Below are 15,365 nucleotides of genomic sequence, written 5' to 3'. Positions count from 1 at the left end.
TTCATGGAAAAATATCCTAAACAAATTAAGGAAACTCAAGAAGAGGAAATTAATCTACGACAGCTTTTTGAGCAATATGCCTATTATTGGAAATGGTTTGCAGTGTCAATTATTGTGTGTATTGGGATTGCAGTGGTCTATCTTAGATACGCTCAGAAAAATTACAATGTAACTGCAAAAATTTTACTAAAAGATGAGCGAAGTGCTTCTGCTGGAGAACTTGCAGGAATTGCAGAATTAAGTAGTGGTTTGGGGTTTGGTGGCAATCGGTTCGCTTATGTAACAGATCAAATAGAGGTTCTTTCTTCTAGAAGGCTAATGCGAAAGGTTGTTGATCAACATCATTTAAATATTTCTTATGCGCTTAAAGGTAAAATCCTTTCTTCTGAAATTTTAGAAGCCGAAATGCCTTTTGTGTTGCAGACTCAAGGGAACCAAGATAGTATAATATTAGATCTTCGTGTAGTCACAATCGATGGGAAGCAGCTACAAGTAACTGATGCTATAACTGGGAATAAAATGACTTGTAACTTTGATGAGTATTTTAAGGTTGGAGAAAGACCTATATTATTCCATAGAGTTAACCCAAAGCGTATCGATTTAGGAGTCGAGTATACAGTAAGCGCTATTCCGAAAAATTGGGCTGTTGATGCTAATTTGGCCGCTATTTCTATTCTTCCGAGTAAAGAGGCTCAGTCCTATGTGGTTAATTTTTCGATGATAAATTCATTGGAGAAGAAAGCTAAGTTGGTCTTAAATTCATTAATTGATGTTTATAATAATGATTTGACGGATGATAAGCTCAGAACTACTCGTGCGACCTCTGACTTTATTAATAAACGCTTATTGTTGATTTCCAAAGATCTTTCTGGGGCTGATGAACAAGCTGCAGAATTTAAATCGGCAAACTCAATGGTCGATATGGCTACTGAAGCTGGTGTATTTTTGAATAATGCTTCAGAGAATGACAAAAAAGTGTTAGAATATCGTACACAGCTACAATTGGTTGATCATATGAGTGATTATCTTAAGAACCAAGAAGTTGGTAAACTTATACCGTCTAATATTGGCTTGCAGGATGCTTCTATAGGCAATTCGATAACTGCTTATAACAAATTAGTTTTAGAGCGTGACGATTTGTTAAAATCGGCCTCTGAACAAAATCCTGCGGTAATCGCATTAAATGAAAGTATTACTGAATCTGATAAGAATATTCGCCAGTCATTGAAAAACTATCAGAAAGTAACACAATTAGCTTTAAGTAGTATTCAAAGTAAATCAAATGAGATTAGGGGACGTATTAACTCGATTCCCAACCAAGAACAAGGCTTTAAAAAGATTTCAAGGCAGCAACAAATCGTAGAATCACTTTATCTATTGCTTTTACAAAAACGTGAGGAAAGTGAAGTTAAGGCTGCTGCAACTCCCGATAATTTGAAAATTATTGATGCTGCTTATGGCAATGGTATTCCTGTTTCTCCAAAAAAAGCAATAGTACTAATAGGAGCACTGATTGCAGGCTTCTTGGTCCCCTTTATAATTCTTTACCTTAAATTTCTATTGGATAATAAAATCCATTCGCGTAAGGATATCGAGGACATTGTCAAAGTACCAGTTCTTGGTGAAATTCCTACTGCTGAAGATACTATCGTGCATTTAAATGATCGTTCTTCTTTAGCTGAAGCTTTCCGTATTCTGCGAACCAATATGAACTTTATGTTTGGAGCTGAACAGAAAGATGCTTCAAAAGTTGTTTTCGTTACTTCAACAATTTCTGGTGAAGGTAAGTCATTTGTTACGACCAACTTGGCGCAGATCTTATCTATGTCTGGAAAAAAGGTTTTATTGATTGGTGCGGATATTCGAAGTCCCAAAGTATTGGATTATCTTGGACTGTCTCACTTACAGCATACAAATGTAGGGATTACGCAATTCTTGATCAATCCGGATATGGATGTAGATAATATCATTATTAAGAAACCGGGGAACTATGATTTTGATGTGGTTTATTCAGGATATATAGCTCCAAATCCGGCAGAGTTGTTGATGAACGGTCACTTTGACGACGTGATTAAATACGCTCGTGGACATTATGACTATATCCTAGTCGATACTGCACCAGTTAGCTTAGTAACCGATACATTATTAATTGCACATAATGCTGATTTAACGCTCTATGTATCTCGTGTTAATTATCTTGATAAACGTCTGCTTCAGGTGCCTCGCGAGCTATATGTAGATGGAAAATTGAAAAACCTTGCGGCAGTAGTCAATGACGTAGACTTTGCCCGCGGTTATGGCTACGGCTATGGTTATGGCTACGGTTATGGTGATAAAGGAAAAAAGAAAAAGGGCTTAGCAAAGGTTTGGCAAGACCTTAAAGATCGTTTAAATATAAAATAGCCATATACGAAAATTGAGTTTGGCTTCATTATTGCAAAGCCCCAAGTCGAAGAGTCGATTTGGGGCTTTATTTTTATACTAAATTTTATTACAATTCGTTATGACTGTAATATTTTTAATACTAATCAACTTACTATGGTAAAAAAACTATTTTGCACTTTATTCGCATTACTGGGTCTGGTTATCGGGACCGTTTCGGCTCAATTTTCTCGACCAATAAGTGTAGGTGCCGGTGCTGGGGGCATATTCGCGTTAACGGATCTTTCCAATAATGGAGCTAAATTTGCTTTTTACGGCGAAGCAGATTACCTTATTACTCCGTTCATATCTGTAGGGCTGCATGGCGAAAAAGGTAAATTGAATGGTAGCGGTTATAATAGTGAATTTGAAAATAACTATTATGCAGCAAATGTGAATGGAAAGGTACGGATAGGACAATTTCTAGGGGCCTCAAAAAATTACAGCTATTATACACTTCAATCAAATACCCTTTCAAAAATTCTTTCGAATGTTTATGTAGGGGCAGGTGCTGGAGCTCTTAAAAATCGTATTAAACTACAACTTGATCCAGCATATGCAACTTCTATTGTTGACCTTGGCGGAGAAATTGCTGAGGATCGGTCGGAAATTCATTTTGTGATACCTCTAAGTGTAGGCGTTGACATTCCCTTTGGCCGCACTTTATACGGGCCACAATGGGCAATCAATGTCAACTATCAGCATACCTTAACGACCAATGATAATTTAGACGGGATAATTAATAAAAATAATGACCAATATGGTTTTGTGTCCTTGGGTTTAAAATATGCACTTTTCAATCGGAAATAAGCTAATCGAACAACCTAATTTAAATAACAAATGATGGTAAATATATTAAAACAGGTCTATAAAAATCGTCTGTTGGGTTTTGGCGTTTTGGCGATCGTAATTGGCTTTTCTGCCTGTAAATCAAATTCAGCAATCTATAAAGCACCTAAAGTAAATGCCTTTCGAGGTGGTAAGCTGCCAGCGCCCCCAGGTATGGTGTATGTTCCTTCGGGAACAATCCTTTTTAAAGGATCTTTGGATAGTGGCAATGTGGGTAAGAATGTCAGTGTCAGTGCATTCTTTATTGATGAAGCTGAAGTAACAAATAAACAATACCGTGAATTTGTCAATTGGGTGGCTGATTCTGTTGCTGTGACAGATTACCTACAGGATGATCAGTACTTTTTAGAGATCGCTGGGGAGCAAGTAGGACAACGGAGAATTAATTGGGCGAAGGTCAAGAAAGTTTCTCCGTTATGGAAGAGCAATGATCCGAGCATTCAGGAACGCATTGCGCCAATGTTGGAGATGCGAGGTAATCGACGTGCACTTAATCCAGAAGTAATCAAATATCGTTTTTCCTATTTACAGTCGAAGGGTAATCTGAAAAAGGGCTATGTGACGGATTCCGTTGCTGTCATGCCGGTGGAAGATATCTGGACAAAGGATTTTCCAAATGCGCAACTAGCCTCATTAGATGCAAATTATTTTTCCCATCCTTCTTTTGATTATTATCCCGTTGTTGGGGTCACATGGAGACAAGCGCGTGCGTTCACGGATTGGCGTGCGAGCCAAATGGCGGCTACAGTATTGAAAAACTCTTATCTTAATGGATATCAACTAAGCCTGAGTTTACCAACAGAGGCGCAATGGCAATATGCTGCATCCGGTAAATTGGATCCGCAAGATACCGTAGCAGGTTCTCGTATGACCATTGACGGTGCGGAAGGTAAAAAGAAATTAGCTGTCAACTTTAAACAAGGCGAGGGTACTTACTCGCGCGATGGTGCTACATTCACCTTGCCGGTTAAATCGTATATGCCAAATGCTTTTGGTGTCTACAATATGGCTGGTAACGTTTCTGAATGGACATTGGATGCTTATAGCCCATCGGCAGTCGTATTTGTCAATGACCTTAATCCTGCATTATTGTATGATGCTGATGCGAAAGACGGTGATGCCCTTAAACGAAAAGTTGTACGTGGTGGTTCATGGAAAGACAATGGCGAGCAGCTGAATAGTGAGACACGGAATTATTCGGTGGATTACGAACCGCATTCTTATATTGGCTTTCGTTGTGTAATGTCCGCATTTGAAATGCCGACCGTACAAAGTAAAACACGTAAATATTAATCTTGGCTGTAAATATAAACACGATTACGATGAAAATGAAAACAGTAATGACAGCTTCCATGACCTTGGTCGTTGGGTTGTTGTTCGCTCAGCAAGAGACGACAATAGATACAGTTCCTCGACAACAGGATACGTTAAATAACGTAATTTCCGGGATTCCGGTTGAATCGGGGGAAATTAATCCCGATACTATCCCCACCACAGACGGATTTTATCAGGCCAATAGCATGGAAGATGCTGTTCCTTTCGCTTATCCTGAGGTGAATAAGAAGAATATCCGTTTCTACAAGCGCGTATGGCGTGATATTGATCTAAAGGATGAAAAAAATAATATATTGGCGATCCCGGGCAATTCTCTTATAGAAGTTGTAATGAAAGCGATCGAAAAAGGGAAGCTTTCGCTTTATAGCCCTGATGACGATTCTTTCAAAGGACGATTAAGCGCACAAGAGGGGATGGCACGTTTTGCGGATAGTGTGTTAGTCCCAATCTTTGATGATGAAGGGAACCAGATTGACTCCAAAATGGCGCTGAATGAGTTTGATCCTGCTCGTGTAACCAAATTTCGGGTGAAAGAAGATATCTTTTTTGACAAACAGCGCAGCAGATTGGAGACACGGATTATTGGTGTTGCTCCGCTAATGAATATTACCACTTCAGCGGAGTTGGCCGAATCAGTAGGTGCTACGCCAGCCTTTTGGCTTTATTTCCCACAATTGCGCTACAGCCTGGTACAAGTGGATATTTCCGATCCAGACAAAGGGCTTTATGATATGACCATGGACGATTTCTTTGTACAGAATAAATTTGCAAGCACAATTGTACGCGAGTCATCTCCAGGGATGTTACAAAATGTAAAGGAAGCTGAAAATGGAGCGCAACAATTGGATGGTAAGAAAGTAGAGGAAAAACTGGATGCTTACAAGAAGAAATTGTGGAGTAATCCAAAAGGTGTGAAAGCGGAAGAATTGGAGGGCAACCAGTCTAAAACGCAGGAGCAGCAAAATCAATCCAAGACGGAAGAAGTGAGAGAAGAGAAGGTCGAAGAGGAAACAAATTCCGAAAAATTATAAAAGAATTATTAAGCAAGCAAAGGCCTTTTCTGTTCCCCAGAGAAGGTCTTTGCTTTTTAGAAATTTTACGATTTGTTAACGTGTCATTCGGACACTTGGCATATATTTTGTCTAGGTAGACAGGTTTGAGCTGGCGACAGCTTAAAGCAAAACAAACAGAACAAACAGAAATCACTTATTTTAAACTAAACTTAAACTTTTATGTGTGGAATCGTTGGTTATGTAGGCCAGGAAGAGGCCTATCCAATCCTTATTGATGGCTTAAAGCGGCTCGAATATCGCGGCTATGATAGCGCTGGCGTCGCTCTTTTACATCAAAATACAATCAATCTTTATAAAAAAGAAGGTAAAGTAGCAGCACTGGAACAAGAAGCTCAAGGGAAAAATCTAAGTGGAAATGTAGGTATTGGTCATACCCGTTGGGCAACACATGGTGAGCCCTGTGACCGAAATGCGCATCCGCATTTATCGGACTCCGGAAGGATCGCATTGATCCATAATGGCATTATTGAAAATTATGGTCAATTAAAAGCTGATTTAGTGCAAAAAGGATATGATTTTAAAAGTGATACAGATTCTGAAGTACTGGTTAACTTTATCGAGGATATCCAAATTAATAATAACTGCTCACTAGAAGAAGCCGTGCGAATCGCACTTAAACGTGTTACGGGAGCTTATGTGATCTTACTTATCGATCCGCAATTACCGGATACGATCATTGCTGCCCGGAAAGGATCACCTTTAGTGATTGGTGTAGGGGAAAAAGGCCACTTCTTGGGCTCAGATGCTTCACCGATGCTGGCTTATACAAAAGATGTCGTTTATATCAATGATTATGAAATGGCCATCGTTCGCCCCGATGAATTGATACTCAAAAATTATGGAAATGAAACGATCACGCCTTTTGTGCAACGGCTCGACTTAGACCTCGAAGCGATAGAAAAAGGGGGCTATGAGCATTTCATGTTGAAGGAAATCTTTGAACAGCCGCAGACAATTTTTGATTCTTTCAGAGGCCGCTTAGATGCCGAGCAGTTACGCGTTACATTAAGCGGTTTAGATAGTATCGCTGATAAATTACTGAAAGCACGTCGTATTATTATTGTCTCTTGTGGTACGAGCTGGCATGCGGGCTTAGTTGCCGAATATATTATCGAGGAACTGTGCCGGGTGAATGTTGAGGTAGAATATGCTTCTGAGTTTAGGTATCGCAATCCAATCATTGATGAGAATGATGTCATCCTGGCTATTTCTCAAAGCGGTGAAACAGCTGATACACTAGTTGCACTGGAGACTGCGAAAAAACAAGGTGCGACGATATTTGGTATTGTGAATGTCGTAGGCTCTTCTATTGCACGCTTAGCGGACGCAGGTGCGTATACACACGCTGGACCGGAGATCGGTGTGGCAAGCACCAAAGCTTTTACGGCACAGTTGGTCGTATTACAGCTTTTTGCCTTACGTCTGGCCCAATTAAAAGGGACAATATCGGATGAACGCTTTAAAACATTGATTGAAGGGCTTGCAAAGATCCCTGAGCAAGTCGATTGGATATTAAAAACACAAAAGGCAACGATACGGACTATCGCTGATAAATATCGCGAATCTTCAGATTTCTTATACTTAGGTAGAGGCTATAACTTCCCAATAGCTTTGGAAGGGGCACTAAAATTGAAAGAAATTTCATATATCCATGCTGAAGGCTATCCTGCTGCAGAGATGAAGCATGGCCCGATTGCTTTGGTGGATGAAACGCTTCCGGTGGTATTTATTGCAACACAAGATCCTTTTTATGAGAAAATTGTAAGTAATATGCAGGAGATTAAAGCACGCAAGGGACGTTTGATCGCAGTGGTTTCTGAGGGTGATACGCAGGCTGCTGAATTAGCGGAAGATTATATTGTAGTTCCTCAGGCAGATGAGATTTTAGCTCCTTTATTATCTGTAATTCCATTGCAATTACTGTCCTATTACATCGGTGTCGAACGCGCTGTCGATGTTGACAAGCCGCGTAATCTTGCAAAATCTGTCACAGTAGAATAAGGTCTTTTTTTATTGATAACAATTCAAACAATGATAAATAACAAAGAGAATAACCAAAAGCCAATTCTGGTTATCCTGGCTGCCGGGATGGCAAGCCGTTATGGTTCAGCTAAACAAGTTGAAAGCTTTGGTCCATTTGGCGAAAAAATTATAGATTATTCCATTTACGATGCAATACGTGCTGGCTTCGGTAAAGTCGTTTTTGTGATTCGTGAGGAATTTTTGGCCGTAATGAAGAGCAATGTTGGTGACAAACTTCCTGATACAGTTGAAGTCGAGTACGTCTACCAAGATTTTGATTTACGCAAATTTGGTGTAGACCGCGTAGTCGAACGTCAGAAACCATGGGGTACGGGACATGCCGTAATGAGTGCTGAGCCAGCTGTAGATCGTCCATTTTGTGTGATCAATGCAGATGATTTCTATGGTTACGATGCATTCCAGAAGATGGCTGATTTTCTAAAGGAAAGAGCCACTGATCAAGAAATGGCTCTGGTTGGATTTGAAGTAGGAAATACATTGTCTGATTTTGGCTATGTATCCCGCGGGGTATGTGAAGTCAACGCGACAGATCACTTACAAAGTGTTACCGAACGCACCAATATTTACCGTAATGAGGGTAGCATTGTTTATGCGCAGCAGGAAGATGAAACAATCTTACCAAATAATACACGTGTTTCGATGAATTTCTGGGGTTTCACACCCAAGATCTTTGAAGTTGCCCGTGCGTTATTTCCTGGTTTCGTCGAACAAAATTACGAAAACCCCAAAGCAGAGTTTTTTATTCCAGACCTACCAGACTATATGGTTAAGCAAGGCCTAGCCAATTTCTCTGTGTTACCCACAGATGCAAAATGGTTTGGAGTAACCTACAAAGAGGATAAAGAACAGGTGCAGCAAAGTATACAACAGTTAATTGTAGATGGGCATTATCCACAACGATTGTGGCCAGTTAAGAAAGTGGTAGATGAGAGTATTTATTTAGATTTTTAGTCTTTTTGAAGATATCTTTTAATCCTTCATGAAAATTGAGAGAAAATATGTTTTATCCTGGCAATTTAATTTAAATTGCCAGGATAAATTCTAAAACGCCCTTTCTGGGGGAGGTTTCAAAAAATTTAATTGTTTAATAATCAACTTAATTTTGTAATTTGTTTTTATAGGCATGAGTTAAACATTTTTAATTGATTTATTGAATTGATCTTATTCCGGAATGCTATGAGAAAACTTGCTAACCATAAATCTCTCAATAAAAAGATTATTATATCATGTAGTTATTCAAATTCAATAATAAATTTGCGTGGGAAACTAATAGAGGAATTATCCAAAAAATATCATGTAAGCATTATAAGTCCTCAAATAAATAATAATCAAATAAGGGAGACGTTAGAAAAATGGGGCGTTTCTATTTACGAAATCACACTACACCCTAATAAAATTTCGTTTTTATCTGATTTAAAGTATATTTTCCAAATCAGAAATATACTCAGCAAAGTACAGCCAGATATTTTTTTCGCTTATACCATTAAACCCATTCTTTATGGCAATATTGTTTCTTGGATTTGCGGAATACACAAAATTGCTAATTTATTTACCGGCATGGGTTATATGTTTCTAGAGAAACGTCATAAGACATTTATTGATAAATTATTTCGAGTAATCTTGAAGGTAAGTCTAAAAATAAATAGATCAACATTAATTTTTTTTCAAAATCGAGATGATTATCAAGAATTAACGAATCTTAAGATATTAAATAAAAGAAGTAATGTTTTGATTGTTAATGGTTCAGGTGTAGATTTGGAAAAGTTTTCCTATAATAAGCCCGACATATCTAAGGTTAGCTTTCTTATGATAGCAAAGCTTGTCAATTCAAAAGGAGTAAGGGAATTTTACGAATCAGCTAAAATTATAAAAAATAGATATCCGGATGTAACATTTAAACTATTGGGCGAATACGATGGACATGGAACTGATTGTATTTCTAAGACATTATACAATGATATAATTAGTAATCGAGTGATAGAGTACCTTGGCTGGTTAGATGATGTTCGTTCGGTTATTATCGATTCATCTGTAGTTGTTTTACCCTCCTATAGAGAGGGGGTGCCTAGAAGTTTGTTGGAAGGTATGGCAATTGGGCGGCCATTGATAACAAGCGACGCTATTGGTTGTAGGGAAACTATTGAATCCATTCCTGGGAAGATTAATGGATTTATGGTCAATCAGCAGGATATAAATTCTTTAACAAATAGAATGGAATTTTTTATCATTCATCCTGAGAAAATAATAGAATTCGGATTAAATGGCCGAGAATTTGCTGTAAGAAAATTTGATGTTAACGAAATAAACAATTATATAATGAAGGCGCTCCGCCTGAACTCTTAAATTCCAAAATTATGAAAGATACTGGTTCGACTAATATTACATTTATTATTGTTGAGGTAATGTTACCGCTAGTTTTATCATATTTTATTACATTTATTTTATTCAGTTTTTTGCTTAACAAAAGAATAGACTTGAAAATGGTTGCTCAACCTAATGCGAATACTGTAACCCATGTTTTACCTACTCCGCTTATAGGGGGGATAGGGATTTTTATTGGAGTTATGCCTTCTATTTTGCTCTTTTTAGATAAAAATTTTCACTTGAAATCTTATATTTTTGGATTACTACCTCTCGTTTTCTTGGGTCTTTATAAGGATAGATTTCAGTCTGCATTATCACCAATTCTTCAGCTAATATTTCAAATTACAGCATCAGTTGTTTTATATCTTCATTGGAACGAAATAAACCATCTTAACTTTAACTGGTTTAATATGAGCATTTTTATAGCGGTATCTTGTGTCATTATCAATGCGTATAATTTTATTGATGTGATGGATGGATTAGCTGGAGCTTATATTTTGACCGTATTTATTACTCTGGGGGGTGTTATGATTTATCAAAAAGATGTTCAACACATTTCTTTTGTCTTTTCTTTTATTGGTGGAATTTTCGCTTTTCTAAAATTTAATTGGACGCCAGCAAAGCTATTTATGGGCGACCTTGGTTCATTTGGGCTTATATATTCACTCTTATTTTTACTAATTTCGGCGCGTCCGTCAATGGGTATCCCTACAATTCTAGAGTACCTTTTTATTTTCTTTTTAGTGATTTTTGAGTTTATTTTTACTATTTTAAAAAGAATAATGAAAGGAAAATCTCCATTAATAGGAGATGGTATTCATATCAGTACCATATTGTTAAAGAACGGAGTTAAAAGTCAAGCGATAGTTACTTATGCAATAGTAATCACTTTACTTACGAACATAATAGCTTTTTGTATAAGAATATTATAGTTTTTTATCAGAAAATAACGATCGTACTGCGTCCTTTCCAGATAAATACGCTTCTTCCATAGAAAAATATTTCCACAATCCGTATCTGCCGATGGGCGTAATATTATTTACTGTTAGTTCATCCATCAAAGAGCTGATTATAATTTTTTGGCCTTCACTAATATATGTATATGCTGGTGATATAATTATGCTACTGACTGTAGAAAAGCTGCCAAAATCAATCAGTTTATAATCTAATAAGTATTGGATTACAAGATCTGCAATTCGCTGATCGGTGTAGTTTTGGCAATGCCTTGTTTCAACCTCCACCGATATGGACACATGCCCAGGAGGACAAGTATCATTAATGACATTCTTGGGAAAGCCTAATCTGTAGAAAGGAACCCTTTTATCTGGAACATAGAGCCAGTGGTATTTATGTAATAACGAACCCTTTATAATAATTCTGATATTCTTTATGCTTGTATATTCATAATTTGATATAATTTTATTTGAAGGATCAATTAAAGAAGAAAGCTGAGAAAGGGGAACGGAGCTAATTAGGTGATCATATTTATACTCCTTCCCCTTAAGGTCATAGCAAATTTTCTTTTTGACATTGATAGAAGTTATCTCTGTCTCATAAAAAATATATTTTTTTATTTTTTCAGCTAGGGCTTCTGCCATAGAACTGATCTTGCCTGATTTTGGATAATAAAAGAAATCATTATATCCCTGGTAGGGGACGTCTGAAGTTGCGCTTTTTAACAGTAAATCCATGTCAATAGCTGGAAAATAATTTCCCAAACAGTCCTTCGGTAGTTCGTCCAACGGTCTACCCCACAGTTTTTCGTTATAGGGTTCAAAGAATAATTCAAATAATGTCTCACCAAAATGCCCTTTTATAAACTGACTTAACGTATTTGATTTTTCTTTTCTTTCTTTCCCGATTTCACTGATAATTTTATGTGTAAGCTCTTTTCCTAGATGTTTAATATTGTATTGAACGGGATAGGGGACAACCTGTTTGTCAATAAGAACAGCGGTCCGTTTTTTAACTTTTGCAAACTCTGTAGTACCCTGTAACAGATCTTTTAATCCTTCGTCAGTCTTTACATGCAAGTAATGACCCGTAAAATCAAAAAAGCAATCGTCGATAGAGTCTGTTCTCCCCAGCCCGCCAGGTTCAATGGCGGATTCAAGGACTTTAAATTCTATACCACGTTCTTTTAATTCGATGCCAGCACCTAGACCAGCTAAGCCAGCACCAATTACTATTACAGTCATAAAAATTAGTTGAAATATGAAATAAAAAAATCAACAATTTAAATATAAAAAAAAGTTGTTGCCGTTGTGTAACATTTTTTATCTTTTGTGTTCTTTAGTGGGTGTTGTTTTTTCTTAACTAGTTATACAGTCCACTTTATTTAATATATCATATAAGTTCTATAGAGTATTCGAACGGAATTAACATGGTTGATTATTGTAACAAAAAATAATCGGCATTCTAAATTGCAGAACTATGTATTTTAATTATTCATTAATAACTCCTTCGCAGATACTCTTGTTATATAAATGTGGGAAAAAGCTTTGGCCCATTTGGCGAAGAAATTATAGATTATTCCATGCAATACGTGCTGGCTTCACATATTTTTCATCAATAGGAGGATACGCCTTTTATATGTTCAAAATAATCTTGACGGTGCTAATCACTATCCTTGCCCAAAAATTTGGAATAAGTATGTATCAGTGGAAACGCGATAGCCTCTTCTGGGGCATATTTGACATAGCGTTTGAAATTCTGCCATAGACGTTTGGGTGAATCTGGACGAGCAAAAAGTTTTGCCGTTTTGCTATTTTCAAATCGTTCGTCGTTGAATCCGAAATTCCCCGAGTACCATACCTCGTCGAACATCCAGTCCACTTCAAGATCGTCCGGATAGGGAAAGGGTAGCTTATTTTTAGGGAGCCCCAAATTTTCGACCAAAAGTTTATGCAGCAGATGTATCCATTTTAGGATGCCAGTTTTTTCGTAGATCTGGTGTAGTGCTTCATTATTTATTTGGGAAGAGACTGTATAATAAAGTCTTGCAGAATCACAAAATTGACGTAAGCCTATTCCATAAGTAATCAGATGTTTTAATATGTGGATATTGACTTGAAGCAACTGTAGTTCCGGTGCTAATAACCGAACCTGGACGCCATTAATGACCAAACTCTGCTTTGCATGCTCATATTTTTTTAAAAGTTGATTAAGATATTTTTTTTTCAACGGACTACGAAAATCAAATGTCCTTTTGTGATGTTCAATATGAATTCCTCTCCAATCATAATCCAAACTGAATCCAGCAGTGTCCTGAAAGCTTGGGTGATTCTCTTTTAGAAAGTTACGTGCCTTTGTATAGCCATCCTCTTCGAAACAGAAATCAATATCCCCACTGATCCGATGGTTAGGCACTCGATAATAAGAAGCAACACCCTGACCCTTTTGTAATATGGGACGGATACCATGCGCACTGAAAGTAGTAAACTGCTCGGCTATGACACTATTCATCTTGGCATTGTGTCTTTCAATCTGATCGACCCTAACTGCCCATTTTAGACGCAGCGATTGCGGTGGAAGCTGATTTTCTTCTAAAAAAGAGAAGCTATCGTAAATTAAACCTTCGATAGTGTGGTTGATCGCATAACGATATATTTTGTGCCAATCATTGATAGTCATTGGGCGATCCACCGATAAGGTTCCCTCCCCCCATAATCCTATTCGTAGCAATTGAAAGAATATATCCTTTAGCTGATTGTCCATTGAGATTTTTTGCAGAATAATTTATCCAAAGATAATGATTTATATAGATTGGCAATGGGTTATTGACAACATTTTGCTTGTTGAGGAAAGTATGTGCTTTTGATTTGTCTAACTCTAGAAAAGTTATAAAATAATATCAAATAACGAAAAATAGCACTACTTTTTATTAGGAAAATCGATAACTTTAATGGAGAACTTTAATATAAATACAAAGCCATGAACCATTATAATTTTATGAGCGCTATTGATCAGAGCATTTCTGAAGGCGTTAAAAGAGGGATACTTCATTTAACTCAGGAAGGTGATTTAACAACCGACAATCTCATCCATATCAATGATTCAGCATTAGTGAACTTTACCTCTTGTAGCTACCTTGGATTAGAACATGACGAGCGTTTAAAACGTGCGGCAATAGCTGCTGTGGAAAAATATGGCGTGCAGTTTTCCGAATCAAGAGCCTACGTTTCCATCGAATTATATAGGGAATTAGAAGAGTTGATGAGTGAGATTTTCGAAGCCCCCACCCTTATTGCTCCTACCACCACCCTTGCCCACTTGTCCGCCATACCTGTAATTTTGGATTCAGATGATGCTGTGATCGCTGATCAACAACTCCATAATTCGGTATTGAGCGGCATCAACGTATTTAGGGCAAATTGGCCAATTCATTTTGAAGTCCTTCGACATAATCGGTTAGATTTGCTCAAGGAACGCATTGAAACACTCCAAAAAACATACAAGCGAGTTTGGTATTTTGCAGACGGCATCTATTCCATGTTTGGGGATCGCTGCCCGGCTGATGAAATCTTTAATTTGTTAGAGTCCTATCCTTCATTTCATACTTACATAGACGATGCACATAGTATGAGTATATTAGGCAAAAATGGAAAAGGATATATACTCAGCAACCATACCATACACGAAAGGATGATTGTAGCCTCATCGATGGCCAAAGCCTTTGCTACAGGTGGCGGTATTTTGGTTTTTCCGAATAAGGAATTAGCCAGAAGGGTGCGTGCCTGTGGGGCTCCATTCAATTCCTCCGGTCCGTTGCAGCCGGCGACCTTAGGTGCTGCGGTAGCTTCTGCAAAGATCCACTTAACTGACGAAATCTTGGAGCTGCAGACAGAACTGGCAAATAGGATAAAATATGCAAGCGCGTTATTTAGGGACACCGCACTGCCACTAATTTCGAATTTTGATTCCGGAATATTCTTCGTTGGCACATCAAGAGCCGAGCTAGCATATACCATTATGGAAAGGATGATCAAACGCGGATTTTTGCTGAACATCGGGGTATTTCCCGCTGTATCCAAAAATCATTCGGGGATAAGATTTACAATCACTACACTTCAATCCTACGATCAGATCCAAAACATGGTTAGGACGCTAAATGAAGTATTTTTTGAAACTTTGGAGGAGCATCAATATTCGGTTGATCAGATCTATAATGCGTTTAAGGTCGTAGCCCGATTAGACGATCGTGCGGTCGGCGAATTCATTGACGAACAAAGCGCTGAAAAAGAATAAGAACGAATTCTCCAGTAACCTGAGATATAGAAG

The 15,365-nt window shown here is 37.7% G+C and carries 11 protein-coding genes; 9 read left to right on the top strand and 2 right to left on the bottom strand.

Annotated elements, in window-relative coordinates; genetic code table 11:
* The first annotated feature begins 3 nt into the window (after window positions 1-3).
* From B4A24_RS04705 to B4A24_RS04670, 8 genes are all read left to right on the top strand, one after another.
* On the top strand, window positions 4-2,403 hold the full coding sequence (locus B4A24_RS04705) for a GumC family protein (protein ID WP_293943109.1): 2,400 nt from the start codon (window positions 4-6) through the stop codon (window positions 2,401-2,403).
* A 135-nt stretch (window positions 2,404-2,538) separates the two neighbouring features.
* The gene (locus B4A24_RS04700; RefSeq protein ID WP_293943107.1) at window positions 2,539-3,231 is read left to right on the top strand and encodes an outer membrane beta-barrel protein; all 693 of its coding nucleotides are present in this window, start codon (window positions 2,539-2,541) and stop codon (window positions 3,229-3,231) included.
* A 33-nt stretch (window positions 3,232-3,264) separates the two neighbouring features.
* On the top strand, window positions 3,265-4,563 hold the full coding sequence (locus B4A24_RS04695; RefSeq protein WP_293943105.1) for an SUMF1/EgtB/PvdO family nonheme iron enzyme: 1,299 nt from the start codon (window positions 3,265-3,267) through the stop codon (window positions 4,561-4,563).
* A 29-nt stretch (window positions 4,564-4,592) separates the two neighbouring features.
* Window positions 4,593-5,636 carry a gliding motility protein GldN gene (gene gldN / locus B4A24_RS04690; protein ID WP_293943103.1) on the top strand — a complete coding sequence of 348 codons (1,044 nt, stop codon included), beginning with the start codon at window positions 4,593-4,595 and terminating at the stop codon, window positions 5,634-5,636.
* Window positions 5,637-5,837: 201 nt separating this feature from the next.
* Window positions 5,838-7,679: a glutamine--fructose-6-phosphate transaminase (isomerizing) gene (gene glmS, locus B4A24_RS04685; RefSeq protein WP_293943101.1), complete on the top strand. Its 1,842-nt coding sequence runs from the start codon at window positions 5,838-5,840 to the stop codon at window positions 7,677-7,679.
* Window positions 7,680-7,709: 30 nt separating this feature from the next.
* Window positions 7,710-8,672: a nucleotidyltransferase family protein gene (locus B4A24_RS04680; protein WP_293943099.1), complete on the top strand. Its 963-nt coding sequence runs from the start codon at window positions 7,710-7,712 to the stop codon at window positions 8,670-8,672.
* 225 nt (window positions 8,673-8,897) lie between these two features.
* Entirely contained in the window at window positions 8,898-10,064 is a 1,167-nt protein-coding gene (locus B4A24_RS04675; protein ID WP_293943097.1) for a glycosyltransferase family 4 protein, read from the top strand.
* Window positions 10,065-10,075: 11 nt separating this feature from the next.
* Window positions 10,076-11,017: a glycosyltransferase family 4 protein gene (locus tag B4A24_RS04670; protein WP_293943095.1), complete on the top strand. Its 942-nt coding sequence runs from the start codon at window positions 10,076-10,078 to the stop codon at window positions 11,015-11,017.
* Here B4A24_RS04670 and B4A24_RS04665 read toward each other — a convergent pair.
* A complete protein-coding gene (locus B4A24_RS04665) occupies window positions 11,012-12,283 on the bottom strand; it encodes a protoporphyrinogen/coproporphyrinogen oxidase (protein ID WP_293943093.1) in 1,272 nt (423 codons plus the stop codon). The two genes, B4A24_RS04670 and B4A24_RS04665, sit on opposite strands and share 6 nt — an antisense overlap.
* Before the next feature lie 418 nt (window positions 12,284-12,701).
* Complete coding sequence (locus B4A24_RS04660; RefSeq protein WP_293943091.1) at window positions 12,702-13,802, bottom strand: nucleotidyltransferase domain-containing protein; 1,101 nt, start codon at window positions 13,800-13,802, stop codon at window positions 12,702-12,704.
* Window positions 13,803-14,018: 216 nt separating this feature from the next.
* Here B4A24_RS04660 and B4A24_RS04655 point away from each other — a divergent pair, with 216 nt between their 5' ends.
* Complete coding sequence (locus tag B4A24_RS04655; protein ID WP_293943089.1) at window positions 14,019-15,332, top strand: aminotransferase class I/II-fold pyridoxal phosphate-dependent enzyme; 1,314 nt, start codon at window positions 14,019-14,021, stop codon at window positions 15,330-15,332.
* Window positions 15,333-15,365 lie beyond the last annotated feature (33 nt).

This window comes from Sphingobacterium sp. UBA7249, from assembly GCF_002472835.1.
GTDB classification, from domain to species: domain Bacteria; phylum Bacteroidota; class Bacteroidia; order Sphingobacteriales; family Sphingobacteriaceae; genus Sphingobacterium; species Sphingobacterium prati.
The sequence above is the reverse complement of the archived record's forward strand: the minus strand, read 5'-3'. Positions and strand labels throughout refer to the sequence as shown.